Source organism: Mesorhizobium sp. M0698, from assembly GCF_040320455.1.
Lineage (GTDB): Bacteria > Pseudomonadota > Alphaproteobacteria > Rhizobiales > Rhizobiaceae > Mesorhizobium.
Genome location: NZ_JAMYPQ010000001.1, coordinates 24,477 through 41,736 on the forward strand (window position 1 = coordinate 24,477; position 17,260 = coordinate 41,736).

The window sequence follows — 17,260 nt, forward strand, 5'->3', positions numbered from 1 at the left end:
TTCCAATGGCTGCCAAAGATGTGAAATTTCATACCGAAGCGCGCGAGAAGATGTTGCGCGGCGTCGACATCCTCGCCAATGCGGTGAAGGTGACGCTCGGTCCCAAGGGCCGCAACGTTGTCTTGGACAAATCGTTCGGCGCGCCGCGCATCACCAAGGACGGCGTGACGGTGGCGAAAGAGATCGAGCTTGAGGACAAGTTCGAGAACATGGGCGCGCAGATGGTGCGCGAGGTCGCCTCGAAGACCAGCGATACCGCCGGCGACGGCACCACGACCGCGACGATTCTGGCGCAGTCGATCGTCCAGGAAGGCGCCAAGGCGGTTGCTGCCGGCATGAACCCGATGGACCTGAAGCGCGGCATCGACAAGGCGGTCGAAGCAATCATCGCCGAACTGAAGGCCAATGCCCGCAAGGTGACCAGGAACGACGAAATCGCTCAGGTCGGCGCCATCTCTGCCAATGGCGATGCCGAGATCGGCCGCTTCCTCGCAGAGGCGATGGAAAAGGTCGGCAATGAGGGCGTCATCACTGTCGAGGAAGCCAAGACCGCCGAGACCGAGTTGGAAGTGGTCGAAGGCATGCAGTTCGACCGCGGCTATCTCTCGCCATATTTCATCACCAACCAGGATAAGATGCGCGTCGAGCTCGAAGAACCCTATGTGCTGATCCACGAGAAGAAGCTCTCCAACCTCCAGGCCATGCTTCCCGTGCTCGAAGCCGCCGTGCAATCCGGCAAGCCGCTGCTGATCATTGCCGAGGACGTCGAAGGCGAGGCGCTGGCGACGCTGGTCGTCAACAAATTGCGGGGCGGCCTGAAGGTTGCAGCCGTCAAGGCGCCGGGCTTTGGTGACCGCCGCAAGGCCATGCTCGAAGACATCGCCATCCTGACCGGCGGCACGGCGATCTCGGAAGACCTCGGCATCAAGCTCGAGAACGTCACGCTGGAGATGCTCGGCCGCGCCAAGAAGGTGCTGATCGAGAAGGAGAACACCACCATCGTCGACGGTGCCGGCCGCAAGGATGAAATCCAGGCGCGCATCAGCCAGATCAAGGCCCAGATCGAGGAAACCACCTCCGACTACGACCGCGAGAAGCTGCAGGAGCGGCTGGCCAAGCTCGCTGGCGGTGTCGCCGTCATCCGCGTCGGCGGCTTGACCGAGGTCGAGGTCAAGGAGCGCAAGGATCGCGTCGACGATGCCATGCACGCCACACGCGCGGCGGTCGAGGAGGGTATCCTGCCCGGCGGCGGCGTGGCGCTGCTGAGGGCGGCGAAGGCGCTCGACAATATCGAGGTCGACAATCCCGACCAGAAGACCGGCGTCGAGATCGTGCGTCGCGCGATCGAGGCCCCGGTGCGCCAGATCGCCGAGAATGCCGGTGCGGAAGGTTCGATCATCGTCGGCAAGCTGCGCGAGACGACCGACTTCGGCTATGGCTGGAACGCCCAGACCAACGAGTTCGGCGACCTCTACAGTCAAGGCGTCATCGACCCGGCCAAGGTCGTGCGCACTGCTCTCCAGGGCGCCGCTTCCGTCGCCGGCCTGCTGGTGACGACCGAGGCGATGGTGGCAGAGAAGCCGAAGAAGGAAACGCCCATGCCTCCGATGCCCGGCGGTGGCGGCATGGACTTCTAAGGCCAGGCTTCCAAAGCGCGACTTCGAAACGGCAGATGGACCGTGTCCACCTTCGTCGCCTTCGCCCGCCGCAACGACCTGCTTGCGCCGCAGACGAACGGGATGGTTGCCGGCGAGAGCGTTGCTGGCGCGACGGTTGCCGACTGGGCAACGCGCGCACAGCGCGTCAACGCCCCGGTCTGAGCGGTCGGAGAAGTCGCCAATCTCCCCCCTTGAGGGGGAGATGTCGCCGAAGGCGACAGAGAGGGTCGGTACGTCCTGGCGCGACGCCCTGTGGGACGAAAGAGAAGGTTGGCGCTTCACGCGAGGCGCCCCCCTCTGTCCTGCCGGACATCTCCCCCTCAAGGGGGGAGATTACGCGCTCAGCCGCTTTCGCTTGCTAAGCCCGTGGTAGCAGCCGGCGCATGATCAGCGAGGCATGGCCGCCCACGCCGTGTGCAGCCGGCCGGCGCTCGACGACCTCGAAGCCGTGCTTGCGATAGAAGGCGATTGCGCGGTCGTTGCCCTCGATCACTTCCAGGGCGATGCTGGGAATACCCGCATGCGCGGCAAGAACGGCATGCAGCAGGTCGGCGGCAAGGCCGGTGCCGTACTCGCTTTTGTCTATATGGAGCCGCTCGAGCATGACCTCGCCTTTGTCGTCCATCGCGGCCATCGCATAACCGGCGAGCGAGCCGTCAGCCCGCTCGGCGACGAAGGACATCTTGTTGTCGTCCCCGAGCTCGGACGCCAGCCGCTCCGGCGCGTGCCTCTCATCCGACAGCCGTGCCGTGGTCTCGGCACCCAGGATCGGCGAATAGGTGTAGCGCCAGGACCCTCCAAGCAGCCGCGACACCGCCGGAACGTCCTGTTCGGTCATGGTCCTTATTTGGGTCATTGGCACCTCGCCTCAGAAACCTGCCCCTTTTGAGCGGAGATGTCCGGCAAGACAGAGAGGTGCTGTCCCGCCGACCCTGCACGGCTGAGTTCAGCGCACATCCGCGCCGACCACCATGACTATGTGCTGGCAGACATTATCGATATCGCGAATGACGTCGTCGTTCCAGAACCGCAGGATAGTCCAGCCCAGCGCTTCAAGCCGTGCGCTTCTGGTAGCGTCCGATATTGAGGCATCGGCCCGGGCATGCTGGGAGCCATCCAGTTCGACAATCAGCTTTTTGTCCGGGCAGGCAAAATCGACAATATGGCCTGCAATTGGCATCTGCCGCCGAAATGCCAGCCCCATGAGTCGATGCGCCCTGACCTCATTCCAGAGCTTCAGCTCGGCATCCGTCATGGCCTTGCGCATCTTGCGCGCATTGCCGCGGTTGCGGGGAGGTACGGGATAGTGATTCACTACTTCTATTCCTCAGCGCGAAACTTGCCCATCTTCTCTATGCTGCGCTTGAACACCCCCCCTCTGTCCTGCCGGACATCTCCCCCTCAAGGGGGGAGATTGGCAGCTTCGCCGAAAGTTCTCCCTTCTTTAGAGATTGGCGAAAGCTGGAGCGACGTCCAATCTCCCCCCTTGAGGGGGAGATGTCCGGCAGGACAGAGGGGGGTGCTGGCCCGCCGACCTGGATAGGTATGGCACCTGTATCACCGCCTCACCCGCGATTTCAGCCAGCGATCGAAGGCCACCGCGAGGATGAGGATCAGGCCGATGACGATGCTTTGCGTGTAGGACGAGACGTTGTTGAACTGCAGCCCGTTCTGCAAGACGCCGATCAGTCCTGCACCGACCACCGTGCCGCCGACGCTGCCGATGCCGCCGAATAGCGAGGTGCCGCCGATGACTACCGCCGAGATCACCGTCAGCTCGTAGCCGATGCCGGCGACGGCTTCGGAGGAGTTGAGCCGCGCCGACAAAACGAAGGCGGCAAGGCCGGCGAAGAAGCCGACGATGATGTAGACCGAGATCAGGATGCGGTCGACACGCAGGCCGGAGAGCCGTGCCGCCTCGGCATTGCCGCCGACGGCATAGACCGCGCGGCCGTAACGGGTGTAGCGCAGCACGATATGGCAAAGGAACGCGGCAATCGCGAAGATGATCGCCGGCACCGGCACCGGGCCGATCAGGCCGGTACCGAACCAGCGCATCGAGGCGTCGAAGCCGGAGATCGGGCCGCCATTGGAAATCGTCAAGGTCAGGCCGCGAAACACGGTGAGGCCGCCAAGCGTGACGACGAAGGGCGGCACTTTCAGCCTGGTGATGGCAAAGCCCTGGACGCCGCCGGCCACGGCGCCGACGACGACGGCGGCGAGAAGGGCGGCGAACCAGCCGTAGCCTTGCGTGCCCGTTGTCGACAGCGACAGCGTGTTGGCGGTGCCGCCCTTGGCCACCACCGCCGCGACCATACCGCAGAAGGCGAGCAGCGAGCCAACCGACAGGTCGATGCCGGCGGTGAGGATGACGAAGGTCATGCCGAGCGCGATCAGGCCGGTGATCGAGATCTGGCGCATGATGTTGAACAGGTTGATCGGGTCGATGAAGCTCGGCTTCAGCACGGTGAAGACGACGATCAGCAACGCCAGGAACATCAGCGGGCCGAAGCTCATCAGCAGGCGCGCAATATTGACGCCGCGGCGCTGGCTCCGTTCGGTCGTGCTGGTCATTGCGTTGCTTCCTGCTTCTGGTCGAGCGCCATCAGTTCCATCAGTTTCTCCTCGGTCGCCTCGATGCCAGGCATCTCGCCGGTGATGCGCCCGCGCCGCATGGTGACGATCCTGTCCGACACCGCAAGCACTTCGGGCAGCTCGGACGAGATCATCATGATGGCGATGCCGCGCGCCGCGAGCTCTACCAGGATCTGGTGCACCTCCGCCTTGGCGCCGACATCGACACCACGCGTCGGTTCATCGACGATCAGCACCTTGGGATCGCGTGCCAGCCAGCGGGCAAGGATGACCTTCTGCTGGTTGCCACCGGACAGTCCCTCGATCGCCTGCTCGGGCGAGGCCATGCGGATCGACAGCGTCTTCCTATAGTTCGCCAACGCCTCGCGCTCTCGCCGCTCGGCCATGAAGCCGACATTGGAGTAGCGGTCGAGCGCGGCGATCGAGAAATTGGTGAGGATGGCGAGTGCTGCGAAGATTGCCTGGTGCTTGCGGTCTTCCGGAACCAGCCCGATGCCGAGCTCGATGGCGTCGGCGGGTGAGGCGGGCGCGATCGGCTTGCCGTCGAGCATGATGGTGCCGGCTGCAATGCGGTCGGCGCCGAAGATGGCGCGGGCGAGCTCGGTGCGGCCGGAGCCGACGAGCCCGGCGACGCCGAGGATTTCGCCCGCCTTGAGGTCGAGATCGACGCCTTCGAGCACGATGGCGTGCGGCGCCTGCGGATCGCGCACCGTGCGCAGGCCGCGCACCGAGAGCCGGACGTCGCCGGCGACGTCGCGCTGCGTCGGCCTGGCATAGAGCTCGGAAGCGGCGCGGCCGACCATCTTCTCGATGATCTTCGGCAGTTTGATCGGCCCGCCTTCGCGGTCGAGATGGCCGGCCAGCCTGCCGTCGCGCAGCACCGTCATGCGGTCGCAGATCGCCGAGGCCTCCTCCAGCCGGTGGGTGACGAACATGATGGCGACGCCATGCTTGCGCAGCCGGCCCATGATCGACATCAGCCTGTGCACTTCGGTTTCGGTCAGCGCCGAGGTCGGCTCGTCCATGATGATCAAGCGGCTCTTCAGCGATAGCGCACGGGCGATCTCGACCAGCTGCTGCTCGGCCACCGACAGCGCCGACACCGGCGTCGCCGGGTCGAGGTCGAGGCCGACGCGAGCGATGATCGCGCGTGAGTCTTCCACCATCTTCCGCCAACTGACCAGCCCGAACCGGCCGAGCGGTGCGCGGCCGATGAAGATATTCTCCGCCACGGTCAGCGTCGGGATCAGGCTCAGTTCCTGGTAGATTGTTACGATGCCGTGGCGCTTGGCATCCTGCGGATTGTGCGGGCTGAATTCGACCCCATCGAAGACGATGCGGCCGCTGGACGGCGGCATCACGCCGGACAGGATCTTGAGCAGCGTCGATTTGCCGGCTCCGTTCTCGCCGAGCAGGCCGAGGATCTCGCCGGGGCGGACTTCGAGCGAAACGTCGTTCAGCGCGGTGACGCCGGCAAAGCGCTTGGTCACGCCCTCGACGGTGAGCAGGGCGGGAGAGGGCGCGATGGCGGCTGCCTTGGGCAAAGTTTGCTCCTGGATTGCGATTGCCGGCGGGACAGCGCCCCCCCTCTGTCCTACCGGACATCTCCCCCACGAGGGGGGAGATTGGATGTCACCTCGGCTTTCGCCAATCTTCCTGCGTTGCAGAAAAGGCGCCATCGGCGAAGCTCCCGATCTTCCCCCAAGTGGGGGAGATGCCCGGCAGGGCAGAGGGGGGCGCGACAGAATGCTACTTTTGCCGCTGCGCGCCCTTTGTGCAACCTTACTTCGTCTCGCCCAGCCTCTCCGCCTTGTCGAGATTGTCCTTGCCGATGACGATCGGCGTCAAAAGCACCAGCTTTTCCTTCGGCTCGGTCTTGTCCCTGGCGTAGGCGACCGCGATCTGCACGGCGGTGCGCGATTGTTCGCCGGGGAATTGCTCGACCGTTCCGGCCAGCTTGCCGTCGCGCACGGCGACCAGCGCTTCGGGAAGCGCGTCGAAGCCGTAGATCTTGACGTCGGTGAAGTTGCGCGCCGCGCAGGCTTCGACCGCGCCAAGCGCCATGTCGTCATTGGCGCAGATGATCGCGTCGGGCTTGCCGTTGGCGGCAAGGCCGGCCTCGGTGACGGACAGCGCCTCGGCGCGGGCGAAGTTGGCGGTCTGCTCGAAGATGATCTGGTACTTGTCCTTCATCGGATCGAGGACGTTGTGCACACCCTTGTTGCGGTCGATCGCCGGGCCGGCACCGGGCTGGCCCTGCAGATGGAAGATCTTGGCGCCGTTCGGGAACGCCGCCACCATGGCCTGTGCTTCGGCCTCGCCGCCCTTGACATTGTCGGCGCCGACATGGGCGAGGATGCCTTCGACGCCTTCGACGCGGCGGTCGATGGTGACGACGGGAACGCCGGCCTTGACCGCTTCCTCGATGGCTGGGGCCAGCGCGTTGACGTCGAGCGGCGAGATGACGATGGCGTTGACCTTCTGCACCAGCGCCGCTTCGATATCGGCGGTCTGCTTGGGCGCCGAATTCTGGCCGTCGCTCTCGACCAGGTTGACGCCTTGCGCCTGGGCCTCAGCTTTGATCTGGTTCAGCATGTGCACGAAGAATGGAAAGCCGAGGCTCGGCACCGAACCAAGGATGGTCAGCTTGTCCTGCGCAAAAGCCAGTCGCGGAGCGGCCAGCGCCAAGGCGCCCATCGCCGCCGACGACAGCAGGAATTCACGTCTGTTGATCAATTTAGTCTCCTCCCAGATGAGCGCATGACCCCGAAACCGGAATGGGTTTTCCGGAAGGTTCCTTGCGTCGATTCAAACATGGAGTGTCCTTTGAGCGCCCAACTCGCTTTGAAGGGACGCACGGCGCTCCAGCCGGTCCACCGCGACGTTCTCCTCCGCTCGGTGCCTGCCGGCGGATGCTAGCCAAGGCCGGAGCTTTGCGCAAGAACGGGAGCAGGCAAGACCTACCGATCGATCATCACCATGGTGCGCTCGCCGTAGCGCGGCCCGGCGACCTTTCCCGGCGCCAGCGCGTCGTCGAGCACTTGCATCTCGGCTGGGTCCAGCCTGATCGAAGCCGCGGCGACGTTCTCCTCGAGGTATTTTCTGCGCTTGGTGCCGGGGATCGGCACGATGTCGATGCCGAAGTCGCTCCCCTTGTGGAGCAGCCAGGCCAGCGCGATCTGACCTGGCTTGACGCGCTTGGCGGCGGCGATGTCGAGTACCATGGCCGCCGCCCGCATGTTGGCATCATAGTTGGCGCCCTGGTAGCGCGGGTCGCCGCGGCGGTAATCGCCCTCCGGATAATCTTCGGCGCGCCTGACATCGCCGGTGAGAAAGCCGCGGCCGAGCGGCGAGAACGGCACCAGGCCGATGCCGAGCTCCTTCAGCAGCGTAATGATTTCCGGCTCCAGATTGCGCTCCCACAGCGAATATTCGCTCTGCACGGCCGACACCGGATGCACGGCATGCGCCCGGCGGATATTGGCGGCGCCGGCTTCAGAGAGGCCGAAGAAGCGGACCTTGCCCTGAGCGATCAGCTCGCCGACAGCGCCCGCCACATCCTCGATCGGCACCGCCGGATCGACGCGGTGCTGATAGAGGAGGTCGACGTGGTCGGTGGCGAGCCTCCTCAGCGAACCTTCCAAAGCCTCGCGGATATGTTCGGGCCGGCTGTCGCGCTCGGTGCCGACTTGCTTGCCGTTTTCAATGCGGAAGCCGAATTTCGTCGCGATCGTCACCTCATCGCGCCGGCCCTTCAGCGCGCGGCCGAGCAGTTCCTCGTTGGTGAACGGCCCGTACACTTCCGCGGTGTCGAGGAAGGTGCAGCCGAGTTCGATGGCGCGGTGCAGCGTGGCGGTCGATTCCGCCTCGTCGGCCGGGCCGTAGGACTGGCTCATGCCCATGCAGCCGAGACCGATTGCCGAGACTTGCAGCCCCTGGCTGCCGAGTTTGCGCATCGTCACTGTCATGTGAAGCTCTCCGGATCAGCATCGCGTTCCAAGCCGCCAGGGCAATATAGCGCACCGGCTCGATTTCCACAGAGCGGGAGGCGCCACCGCGCGAGGGCTCAGTGCGGCCGCCAAATTGACAGCCGAGCCGCTCTCGGCCATCCTTAAGGCACGCCGCCTTGCGGCTTGTGCGTGAGTAACCAGCATGGCCAGTTCCGTCGCCAGTCAGAAATCCAAGCGCGCCGCGGTGCGGAACGCGCTCGACCGCCACAAGGTGTACATCACTGCGCAGCGTTTTTCGGCCGGCAGCTACAGCGCGCGCGTGCTGGTGGACGGCGAGGCCTATTGGGTCGACGAATTCCGGCTCAGCCAGCTGCAGCAGGGCCTGTCGCCGGCCGAACTCGAATTGACGCCGGCCACCGACGATTGAGCGGCGTGACCTGCCATCCTTCGTCATCCCAGGGCGGAGCAGGAGCTAAGCGACGTCGCGGAGACCCTGGGATCCATGCCGTGACATTGGAGCGCCGCTGCGATGGGATTTTGATGCCGCGCTCGTTGCTTTTGCCCACCACCCGCGCCTAGTCCATGCCAGCTCCTTCGAAGCTCAAGGCTTATCGCGCCAAGCGCGAGTTCACGAGGACGCCGGAACCAGCCGGCGGTCTGGTTGCCGGTGAGGGCAATCGTTTCGTTGTCCACAAGCATCACGCCACCGCCGACCACTACGATCTGCGCCTGCAGGTCGGCGACGTGCTGAAGAGCTGGGCGGTGCCGCGCGGCCCGTCGCTCAACCCCGCCGACAAACGGCTGGCGGTCGAGACCGAGGACCATCCGCTCGAGTATATCGACTTCGAAGGTGTCATTCCCGAAGGCGAATATGGCGGCGGGCCGATGATCGTCTGGGACACCGGCGTCTGGGCGCCGATGGACGATGTCGAGAAGAGCCTGCGCACCGGTTCCTTCAAGTTCCGCCTCGCCGGCGAAAAGCTGAATGGCGGCTGGATGCTGACGCGGCTGAAACCGAAGCCCGGCGACGATGAGGGCAAGAAGAACTGGCTGCTGTTCAAGGAGCGCGATCTCGCCGCCGACGCCAAGCTCGACATACTGGAAGCCCGGCCGGAAAGCGTCAAATCCGGACGCCGCATCGAGGAGCTGGTGGCAACGCCGAAGCCTGCCGCCAAACCTGCCAGGCCGGTGGTGCTGAAACCCGGCGCTTTGCCGGGCGCCGTCAAGGCGCCGCCGCCTTCCCGGATCGAGCCGCAGCTGACCACGCAGGTTCCGAAGCCGCCGGGCGGCGATGACCCAGCGGCCCGAACGCGCGAAGCCTGGCTGCACGAGATCAAGTTCGACGGCTACCGCACCATGGCGCATGTTTCCGATGGGAAGGTCAGGCTGATCACCCGCGCCGGCCTCGACTGGACGAAGCGCTATGGCGACCTTCCGCTTGCCTTCGCCAGGCTGCCGTGCCGCGAGGCGATCATCGACGGCGAGGTCGTCGCGCTCGACGCCAAGGGCATCAGCCGCTTTGCCCTTTTGCAGGATGCGCTGGCCGAAGGCGCCGGCAACAAGCTCCACTTCTATGCCTTCGACCTTCTCTATCTCGACGGCTGGGACCTGAGGCAAGTGCCGCTCCGCCGGCGCAAGACGCTGCTTTCGCAGCTGCTGTCCGGTCTCGGCGCCAACTCCGCCATCCAGTACAGCGATCACGCCGAGGGCGACGGCCAGGCGCTTTATGACCAGGCATCGGAAATGGGGCTGGAGGGCGTCGTCTCGAAACGTGCTACGGCGGTCTACCAGAGCGGCCGCACCAAGACCTGGACCAAGACCAAGGCGCTTCAGACCGGCGATTTCGTTATCGCCGGCTACACTGTCTCCGACGCGGCCGAGGGGCTGGCCGCACTCGGCCTCGGCGAATTCGAGGATGGCGAATTGCACTATCGCGGCAAGGTCGGCACCGGCTTCGATGCGAGGACCGCCGGCGAATTGCTGGCCAGGCTGGAGCCGCTAAGGGCGGGTGCATCCGCGCCCGAAGGGGTTCCCCGCGAAATCATGCGCGAGATGAACTGGGTGCGGCCGCTGCTTTCGGCGCATATCCACTACGCCAACCGGACCACCGACAATGCGCTGCGCCATGCCGTGTTCCGCGGCCTGCGCGACGTCGGCCTGTCGACGCCGGTTTCGGCCAAGCGCAAGCGGCTGATCGCCGAGGCCGACCTCGCCACCATCTGGGTGACCAACCCGACGCGACGGCTGTTCGGCAAGACCGGCCCGACCAAGCTCGACATTGCCGTCTATTACGCGCTGGTCGGCGATTTCATGCTGCCGCACATTCTCGGCCGGCCGGTGTCGCTGGTGCGCTGCCCGACCGGCAGGCCGCAGGACTGTTTCTTCCAGCGCCACGCCTTCACCGGCATGCCGTCCTCTGTGGCGACTTTCGAAGCGACCAATTCGGAGGGCGAGACCAAATCCTATCTCTCGGTGGAAGACGCCAAGGGCTATCTGGCGCTGGCGCAGTTCGGTGTCGTCGAGTTCCACACCTGGGGCACCCATCGCACGCGGCTCGACAAGCCGGACCTGATCGTTTTCGACCTCGACCCGGGCGAGGGGATCGCCTGGCGCGAGGTGGTTGAGGCGGCGGTGCACATTAAGGGCGAGCTGGAAGCGCTAGGGCTGGTGCCGTTCGCCAAGACGTCCGGCGGCCACGGCATCCACATATCAGTGCCGGTGACGCAAAAGCAGAACTGGAAGAAACTCCACCAGGCAACCAGCGTCATCTCGACCCATCTCGCCGCCACCGCGCCCGACACCTTCACCACCACCATGGGCAAGGAAAACCGCAAGCGGCGCATCTTCATCGATTATCACCGCAATGCGCGCGGCCACACTTCTGCGGCTCCCTATTCGCTGCGCGCCCGCACCAATTTGCCGGCCTCGACGCCGGTGAGCTGGAGCGATCTGGAATCCATCGACGCTCCGCAGGATCTGAATTATTCGTCGCTGCCGGGCCTGCTGGCGACGTCAGGCGATCCCTGGGCCGACATGGAAGATTTCGCCCGGGATTTGCCGGTGATAGGCACCGGGAGATAGTCCCGCGGGCGCGGCCCCAGACTCCATCGACGCTCCGGAAAATTTGAATTATTCTTCGCCACGGATCCCTTGCCTGCAGGCGGCTCTCAGCGGAGGAAGATTTCGCTAGGGATTTGCCGGTATTGTAAGGGGCAATGTAGGATTTCGGCAGCCCCGTTCGTCCTCCGGACGAATGAACGCTGCGAACAGTTCGACAGCACAAGGCCGCGTAGGAGTATTTCATGGCGCCCAGGGCAAGTTGGAAAGGTTACCTCAAGCTCAGTCTGGTCAGCTGTCCGGTCCGGCTCTATCCGGCGACCAGCGCCAGCGAGCGCATCAGCTTCAACCAGCTGCACAACAAGACGCACAACCGCATCAACATGAAGCCGGTCGACCCCGAACTCGGGCTGGTCGAGCGTTCGGACCTGGTCAAGGGCTACGAATACGAGGACAAGCAGTACATCATCATCGAGGACTCCGATCTCGATGCGGTACGCATCGAATCCAATCATACGATGAACATAGAGGCCTTTGTCGACGAGCATTCGGTCGACGTCATCTATCAGGACGCGCCCTATTACCTGGCGCCGGACGGCGCAATGGCCGAGGAGACCTTCGCCGTGCTGCGCGAAGCGATGCGCAAATCCGGCAAGCTGGCGATCGCCCGCCTGGTGCTGTCCAGCCGCGAGCGCGTGGTGACGATCGGCGCGCGCGAGAACGGCATGTTCGTCTGCACCTTGAGGAATCCGAACGAAGTGCGTGGCACGGCTGAGTATTTCGGCAATATCCCGGCCGGAACCCCCGATCCCGAAATGCTGCAATTGGCCGAGGCGCTGATCAAGCAGAAGGAAACCACCTTCGATCCGAAGAATTACGAGGACCGCTACGAGATCGCGCTGATGGCGATGATCCGCGAGAAGCTGAAGGGCCATAAGCCGATCATCGCGGCGGCGCCTGAGCGCGGCAATGTCATCAATCTCATGGATGCGCTGAAGGCGAGCCTGTCGCAATCGGCCAAGCCGCCGGCCAAGTCCAAGAGCAAGGCCGATGAAACGGCCAAGCCCGCGGCGAAATCCGCCAAGGCCGGCGCCGCCGCGGCCAAGGAAAACCCGCTCAAGGCGAACCTTCTCAAAGCCGTCGGCAAGAGCAAGGCGTGACGGCTCTCGCCGGCACGGTCTTCGGCATCGTCGGCGCGCTGGCCGCCTTTCCGCTCAGGTTGGCGGCGCGCGAGGTCGAGCGCCAGCACGGCGAGTTGCGGCGCGGCGTCACTCGGCGCACCACACATGTCGTGTTGGGCCGCATGTTGCTCGCCAGGGCCGATGATGCCGAGATTGAGCGCCGCGTCGTCACCGAGCGCGCGGCCGGGCGCAAGCTGGTCAGCGAGAACGGCTTCCTGCGCCTGCTCGGCCTGATGAAAGCGCCGGAGGCTTCGGCGCTGTCGCGGCAGTCGCTGATCGACCAGTCGCGGCTGACCGGCGAGGATCTCGACCTTTTGTCGCTGTTCGATGCCTTCGAGCATGATTGCGAACCGTATTCCTTTCGCGACCTGATCCTCGCCCGCAAATATGCCGGGCTGGTTGCCGGCGGCGCCTCATGGGGGGCGATTGCGCGCTCGGTGCACCGCTCGGGCCCGGTCGCCTCGCTCACCGCCAAGTCGCTCGCCGTCGGCTCGCAGCATGGGCGGGCCGATGCGATCTATCTCGAGGGCGGCCAGAGCGAACTCGACGGCCAGCTGCTGTTCGATCTGGGAACGCAGGATGACGACACGCTGGAAGAGCTGTTCGCCGATGCCGAGGCGGCGGAAGGGGCTGAAGACCACGAGCAGGCGGCGGCGCTCTACCGGCGCTGCCTGGCCATCGACCCAAGCGATGCCATCGCCGCTTTCAACCGCGCCAACTGCCTGCGCGCCGCCGGCCACGCGGCCGAGGCGGCGCACGACTATGCCCGCGCGATAAAGCTCGATCCCGGCTTCGTCGAGGCCTGGTTCAATCTCGCCGGGCTGATGAGCGAAGAGGGGCGGGTGGCGTCGGGGCGACGGCATTTGCTCAAGGCGATCGCACTCGATCCCAATTATGCCGACGCGGTATTCAACCTTGCGAGGCTGGAGTTCGACGCCGGCAATCTCGCCGAGGCGCGGCGTCGCTGGGTGCGCTACCTCGAACTCGATCCCAACTCCGAATGGGCGCGCACGGCCGCCAAGGGGATACAGTTCGTGGATTTGCAGCTGGCGCGGATGTCGGCGGGGTGAGGTAGTAGCGCCTCCTTCTCCCCTTGTTGTGGGAGAAGGTGGATCGGCGCGCAGCGCCGAGACGGTTGAGGGGTGTTGGAAGAAATGAGGCGTCGGCGTTCCCTGGAACACCCCTCATCCGACCGAGCTTCGCTCGGCCACCTTCTCCCACAAGGGGAGAAGGGGTCACCAGCGTTGGAGTCCCCATGACAACCTTCCTCTTCGACGGCCCCGACACCGCCGCCATCACCATCCTGCTCGCCCATGGCGCAGGCGCTCCTATGGACTCGCCCTCGATGACCGCCACCGCCAAGGCGCTGGCCGCAGCCGGCTTCCGCGTCGCGCGCTTTGAATTCCACTACATGGCGGCTCGCCGCTACGGCCACCGCAAGCCGCCGCCGCGCGCCGAGACGGTGAACCCGGAATACGTCAAGGCGATCGCCGACCTCCGGGCGAAGGGCGTGGAGGGTCCGCTGATCATCGGCGGCAAGTCGATGGGCGGACGCGTCGCTTCGATGATCGCCGACGAGATGTTTTCGAAGGGCGAGATCTCGGGCCTGCTTTGCCTTGGCTATCCCTTCCATCCGCCGGGCAAACCGACGCAGCTTCGGACAAAACACCTCGCCGGCCTCAAGACGCCGACTTTGATCGTCCAGGGCACGCGCGACGAGTTCGGCACGAGGGACGAGGTCGCGACCTACGATCTTTCCGACGCAATCGAAATCCTCTGGCTGGAGGACGGCGACCACGATCTGAAGCCGCGCAAGAGCATTTCCGGTTTCTCCGCCGCCGACCATTTGAAGACACTCGCCGATGCGGTGAAGGCGTGGACCGAACGCATCGTGCGCTGAAGCAGGCCGATGAAGATCGCCACCTTCAACGTCAACAACATCAACAGCCGGCTGCCGAACCTGCTCGCATGGCTGGCCACCGCCAAACCCGACATCGCCTGCCTGCAGGAGCTCAAGGCCAGACAGACGCAGTTTCCGCGCACTGCGCTGGCGGCCGCCGGCTACGGCGCAGTTTGGGTCGGGCAGCCGACCTGGAACGGCGTCGCCATCCTTTCGCGTGGCGCAGAACCCGTTCTGACCCGCGAGGCGCTGCCCGGCGACGACAGTGACCAGCAGGCGCGCTACATCGAGGCAGCGGTCACCGGCATCGTCGTCGCCTGCCTCTACGCGCCGAACGGCAATCCGCAGCCCGGCCCGAAATTCCAGTACAAGCTGGCCTGGCACGAAAGGCTGGAGGCGCATGCGGCACAGTTGCTCGACACCGGCCTGCCGGTGGTGCTGGCCGGCGACTACAACATCGTGCCCGAGCCGCGCGACATCTACCCGACCCGCTCCTATGACGACAACGCGCTGGTCCAGCCGGAAAGCCGCGCATCGTTCCAGCGGCTGCTCGACCAGGGCTGGCTTGACGCGCTGCGCAAGAAGCACCCGACGGAGACGCTCTACACATTCTGGGATTACCGCCGCAATCGCTGGCCGCGCGATGCCGGCCTGCGCCTCGATCATATCTTGCTCAGCAAGAAGCTGTCGCGCCGGCTGGTAGCGGCGGGCATCGACCGCGACGTGCGCGGCGAGACCGGCGCCAGCGATCACGCGCCGGTCTGGGTGGAGTTGAAGTGAGGCACGGAGGCTGGCGCCGCCTTTCCGGGCGGCAACGAGTCAGGTTGGCCGCGCCGCTTCGCGGGCGAACGCCTCGGCATGCCGGCAACCCTCGACGATCTCGAAGGCCATCTGATGGTCGGCTTCCGCTCGTCGCGGACCGGCGAGGTCATGCCGCTCGAATTCACCGTCGGCGGCGGGTTGCGCTATGTCAGCCTGCCCAACCGGGTGACGGTCAACGGCTCCGACACGATGGCGGAGCTGGCGCGTCTCGGCTTCGGCTTGGTGCAGGCGCCGCATTACCGCTCCGCCGGGGATTTCGCACGCGGCACGCTTGTCGAAGTGCTGCCGGGTTACCCGCCGTCGCCGACACCGCTGTCGGCGCTCTACCCACAGAACCGCCAGCTCGCGCCACGGGTACGCGTGTTCATCGACTGGGTGACCGGGATTTTTGGCGAGGATGGGACATCGGGCCGGGTGTGATCGTCCGGGCCGCCGGCTACTTTGCGAAGGGCGATCGGACGAGATAAACATCGCGCTTGGGTTTTAGTGACAAGCGCACCGCCGGCGCCTATGCCGTGACGGGCGGATTGGGTGAGGACAAAAGCTGCGCTCTCGCTGCGTTCGCGTCGTAGGGCCGGCAAACTGTAAGAGATCTCCGACATCGTTGCGCTGATCGAAGCGAGGGAAGCCGAAAAGCGATGGTCGCGGAACGTACAAAAACGGACCGCCTCACCTTCACGATGGAAAATTCGGACAGTTAGCCGACAACTCGGCCCATGCTCGATCCAATTCGAGTTTCGATTGGGTCTTTTCAATGCTTTTCGCGGTAGAGTTGTCGATGAAGTTGCTTTCGACCCGCATGACTCGAAAATTTCCACCTGATGGCCGCTGATAGAGGACAATATAGCCGCAGTAACGATCGATGTTTTCAAACTTCGCCGCTATGTCGACTGCGGCATAGACGCCAGGAAAGGCAGCGTTCTCTGGGTCCTTCAACCACGTGAATTTGAGTAGCCGGCGCTCGCGCACAGCGCCGGCCTGAGAATGAAAATGTTTACTTTGCTCCACGAAGGCATTCGATGGGATCGAAGCTTTGGCGGTATCAGTTTTCATTTCGTATGCCCGCCCATACTCTTGATTATCGAGCGAAAGGAAATAGTGACCAACCGTTTCCGTTGCATCTCGAACCGCGTCCTCCGAGGGCGTCCACTCTTGCGATTGTGCGGGTAGGATCGCGACCAACACCGAAGTCACGATCGCAAGGAAAGCTACGGCTGCATGTGTCATGGTAATTTCTTCGCAGGAGCTTGCCACGAATGCAATCCGGTCACGGCCGATAGCCAGAATTTCGAACTGACCCACATCCCAATGGCGCGCTATGTTAGCGCTGCCGCAAGCGGATTGTCACATATCTCGAACTCCAGCCACTTGCGGTTGCCCGTGCGCGCCATCGCGGCCCTGATCCTTGATCAGCTCCGCCCTCGTGCTATAAAAAACCATGTCAGGGACCAGCCCCGCGGCCGCTGCGCCGCTCATCGTGATCGACCTTCAGACCGGCATGTTCGACGGTGTCGCCGAGCCGCCGATCCATGATGCCGACGGCATGGTTGCCCGCACCCGCGCGCTGATCGAGTGGGCACGGCGCAGCGGGCGCAAGGTCGCCTTCATCAGGCATGACGGGCTGCAGGGCGATCCACTGGCGCCGGGTGAGCCGGGCTGGCCGGTGTGGCCGGCGCTCGGCCAGGCCGGGGACGAGCCGACGTTCGCCAAGCGTGTCGGCGACGCGTTCAGCAATGCCGCGCTTGCAGAATGGGTAGTCGGGCAGGGCGCCGGCGAGGTCGTTCTGATCGGCGCGCAGACCGATTTCTGCGTGGCGGCCACGGTGAAGGGCGCCTTTGCAGCGGGCCTGGGCGTCACCGTGGTTTCCGACGCCCACAGCACGCTCGACGCCGCCAGCGAGACCGCCGCGGAGATCATCGCCCGGCACAATGCGGCATTTGCCGCCGCCGGGGTCAAACTTGCGACGACAAAAGCCCTGACCGATAGCTGATCCGCCGGCTCATCCCTACGCCGTCAAAGCCTGATCCAGCCGGGAAGCAACTGGCGGGTTCAGACAATTTGGCGCGGGGCGCCTCACCACTGCGGGCTTCCGCCGGC

General features: G+C 64.7%; 16 protein-coding genes and 1 pseudogene. 10 read left to right on the forward strand and 7 right to left on the reverse strand.

The window, feature by feature from the left end:
* Window positions 1–5: 5 nt before the first annotated feature.
* Window positions 6–1,637, forward strand: coding sequence for a chaperonin GroEL (gene groL, locus NKI16_RS00160; protein ID WP_352678890.1), 1,632 nt, complete (start codon window positions 6–8; stop codon window positions 1,635–1,637).
* Window positions 1,638–1,679: 42 nt separating this feature from the next.
* Window positions 1,680–1,820, forward strand: a complete 141-nt coding sequence (locus tag NKI16_RS00165) for a hypothetical protein (protein WP_023675675.1) — start codon at window positions 1,680–1,682, stop codon at window positions 1,818–1,820.
* 196 nt (window positions 1,821–2,016) lie between these two features.
* Here NKI16_RS00165 and NKI16_RS00170 read toward each other — a convergent pair whose 3' ends face one another.
* The 6 genes from NKI16_RS00170 to NKI16_RS00195 form a co-directional block, all read right to left on the reverse strand.
* A complete protein-coding gene (locus NKI16_RS00170; protein WP_031211481.1) occupies window positions 2,017–2,514 on the reverse strand; it encodes a GNAT family N-acetyltransferase in 498 nt (165 codons plus the stop codon).
* A gap of 90 nt (window positions 2,515–2,604) precedes the next feature.
* Window positions 2,605–2,973: an endonuclease domain-containing protein gene (locus NKI16_RS00175; protein ID WP_023675677.1), complete on the reverse strand. Its 369-nt coding sequence runs from the start codon at window positions 2,971–2,973 to the stop codon at window positions 2,605–2,607.
* A 242-nt stretch (window positions 2,974–3,215) separates the two neighbouring features.
* Complete coding sequence (locus tag NKI16_RS00180) at window positions 3,216–4,232, reverse strand: ABC transporter permease (RefSeq protein ID WP_023675678.1); 1,017 nt, start codon at window positions 4,230–4,232, stop codon at window positions 3,216–3,218.
* Window positions 4,229–5,797, reverse strand: coding sequence for a sugar ABC transporter ATP-binding protein (locus NKI16_RS00185; RefSeq protein ID WP_352721519.1), 1,569 nt, complete (start codon window positions 5,795–5,797; stop codon window positions 4,229–4,231). Before NKI16_RS00185 ends, NKI16_RS00180 begins: the two co-directional genes overlap by 4 nt.
* Before the next feature lie 238 nt (window positions 5,798–6,035).
* Window positions 6,036–6,986 (reverse strand): substrate-binding domain-containing protein, encoded by a 951-nt coding sequence (locus tag NKI16_RS00190; RefSeq protein ID WP_023675680.1) that lies wholly within the window; start codon window positions 6,984–6,986, stop codon window positions 6,036–6,038.
* 227 nt (window positions 6,987–7,213) lie between these two features.
* Window positions 7,214–8,221 (reverse strand): aldo/keto reductase, encoded by a 1,008-nt coding sequence (locus NKI16_RS00195; protein ID WP_023675681.1) that lies wholly within the window; start codon window positions 8,219–8,221, stop codon window positions 7,214–7,216.
* Between the two features lie 184 nt (window positions 8,222–8,405).
* On the opposite strand from NKI16_RS00195, the gene NKI16_RS00200 reads away from it, so the two are divergent.
* From NKI16_RS00200 to NKI16_RS00230, 7 genes and pseudogenes are all read left to right on the forward strand, one after another.
* Window positions 8,406–8,630, forward strand: a complete 225-nt coding sequence (locus tag NKI16_RS00200; RefSeq protein WP_023675682.1) for a hypothetical protein — start codon at window positions 8,406–8,408, stop codon at window positions 8,628–8,630.
* A gap of 155 nt (window positions 8,631–8,785) precedes the next feature.
* Window positions 8,786–11,284 (forward strand): DNA ligase D, encoded by a 2,499-nt coding sequence (gene ligD, locus NKI16_RS00205; protein ID WP_023675683.1) that lies wholly within the window; start codon window positions 8,786–8,788, stop codon window positions 11,282–11,284.
* Window positions 11,285–11,505: 221 nt separating this feature from the next.
* Window positions 11,506–12,420 (forward strand): non-homologous end joining protein Ku, encoded by a 915-nt coding sequence (gene ku, locus NKI16_RS00210; RefSeq protein ID WP_023675684.1) that lies wholly within the window; start codon window positions 11,506–11,508, stop codon window positions 12,418–12,420.
* Window positions 12,417–13,511 carry a tetratricopeptide repeat protein gene (locus tag NKI16_RS00215; protein ID WP_023675685.1) on the forward strand — a complete coding sequence of 365 codons (1,095 nt, stop codon included), beginning with the start codon at window positions 12,417–12,419 and terminating at the stop codon, window positions 13,509–13,511. Before ku ends, NKI16_RS00215 begins: the two co-directional genes overlap by 4 nt.
* Window positions 13,512–13,696: 185 nt before the next feature.
* Window positions 13,697–14,341 (forward strand): alpha/beta hydrolase family protein, encoded by a 645-nt coding sequence (locus tag NKI16_RS00220; RefSeq protein ID WP_023675686.1) that lies wholly within the window; start codon window positions 13,697–13,699, stop codon window positions 14,339–14,341.
* A gap of 9 nt (window positions 14,342–14,350) precedes the next feature.
* Window positions 14,351–15,121 (forward strand): exodeoxyribonuclease III, encoded by a 771-nt coding sequence (locus NKI16_RS00225; RefSeq protein WP_023675687.1) that lies wholly within the window; start codon window positions 14,351–14,353, stop codon window positions 15,119–15,121.
* A 66-nt stretch (window positions 15,122–15,187) separates the two neighbouring features.
* Window positions 15,188–15,583 (forward strand): annotated as a pseudogene (locus NKI16_RS00230) (LysR substrate-binding domain-containing protein); the annotation flags it as partial.
* Window positions 15,584–15,838: 255 nt separating this feature from the next.
* On the opposite strand, the gene NKI16_RS00235 reads toward NKI16_RS00230, so the two are convergent.
* The gene (locus tag NKI16_RS00235) at window positions 15,839–16,390 is read right to left on the reverse strand and encodes a DUF4019 domain-containing protein (protein WP_156937308.1); all 552 of its coding nucleotides are present in this window, start codon (window positions 16,388–16,390) and stop codon (window positions 15,839–15,841) included.
* A gap of 211 nt (window positions 16,391–16,601) precedes the next feature.
* Here NKI16_RS00235 and NKI16_RS00240 point away from each other — a divergent pair, with 211 nt between their 5' ends.
* Window positions 16,602–17,153 (forward strand): isochorismatase family protein, encoded by a 552-nt coding sequence (locus NKI16_RS00240; protein ID WP_023675690.1) that lies wholly within the window; start codon window positions 16,602–16,604, stop codon window positions 17,151–17,153.
* The last annotated feature ends 107 nt before the right edge of the window (window positions 17,154–17,260 follow it).

Excerpts from the sequence above, each read along its gene's own strand:
- groL (WP_352678890.1), top strand. The coding sequence starts at position 6 with ATGGCTGCCAAAGATGTGAAATTTCATACCGAAGCGCGCGAGAAGATG.
- NKI16_RS00170 (WP_031211481.1), bottom strand. The coding sequence starts at position 2,514 with ATGACCCAAATAAGGACCATGACCGAACAGGACGTTCCGGCGGTGTCG.
- NKI16_RS00180 (WP_023675678.1), bottom strand. The coding sequence starts at position 4,232 with ATGACCAGCACGACCGAACGGAGCCAGCGCCGCGGCGTCAATATTGCG.
- NKI16_RS00195 (WP_023675681.1), bottom strand. The coding sequence starts at position 8,221 with ATGACAGTGACGATGCGCAAACTCGGCAGCCAGGGGCTGCAAGTCTCG.
- NKI16_RS00200 (WP_023675682.1), top strand. The coding sequence starts at position 8,406 with ATGGCCAGTTCCGTCGCCAGTCAGAAATCCAAGCGCGCCGCGGTGCGG.
- ligD (WP_023675683.1), top strand. The coding sequence starts at position 8,786 with ATGCCAGCTCCTTCGAAGCTCAAGGCTTATCGCGCCAAGCGCGAGTTC.
- ku (WP_023675684.1), top strand. The coding sequence starts at position 11,506 with ATGGCGCCCAGGGCAAGTTGGAAAGGTTACCTCAAGCTCAGTCTGGTC.
- NKI16_RS00220 (WP_023675686.1), top strand. The coding sequence starts at position 13,697 with ATGACAACCTTCCTCTTCGACGGCCCCGACACCGCCGCCATCACCATC.
- NKI16_RS00225 (WP_023675687.1), top strand. The coding sequence starts at position 14,351 with ATGAAGATCGCCACCTTCAACGTCAACAACATCAACAGCCGGCTGCCG.
- NKI16_RS00235 (WP_156937308.1), bottom strand. The coding sequence starts at position 16,390 with ATGACACATGCAGCCGTAGCTTTCCTTGCGATCGTGACTTCGGTGTTG.
- NKI16_RS00240 (WP_023675690.1), top strand. The coding sequence starts at position 16,602 with ATGTCAGGGACCAGCCCCGCGGCCGCTGCGCCGCTCATCGTGATCGAC.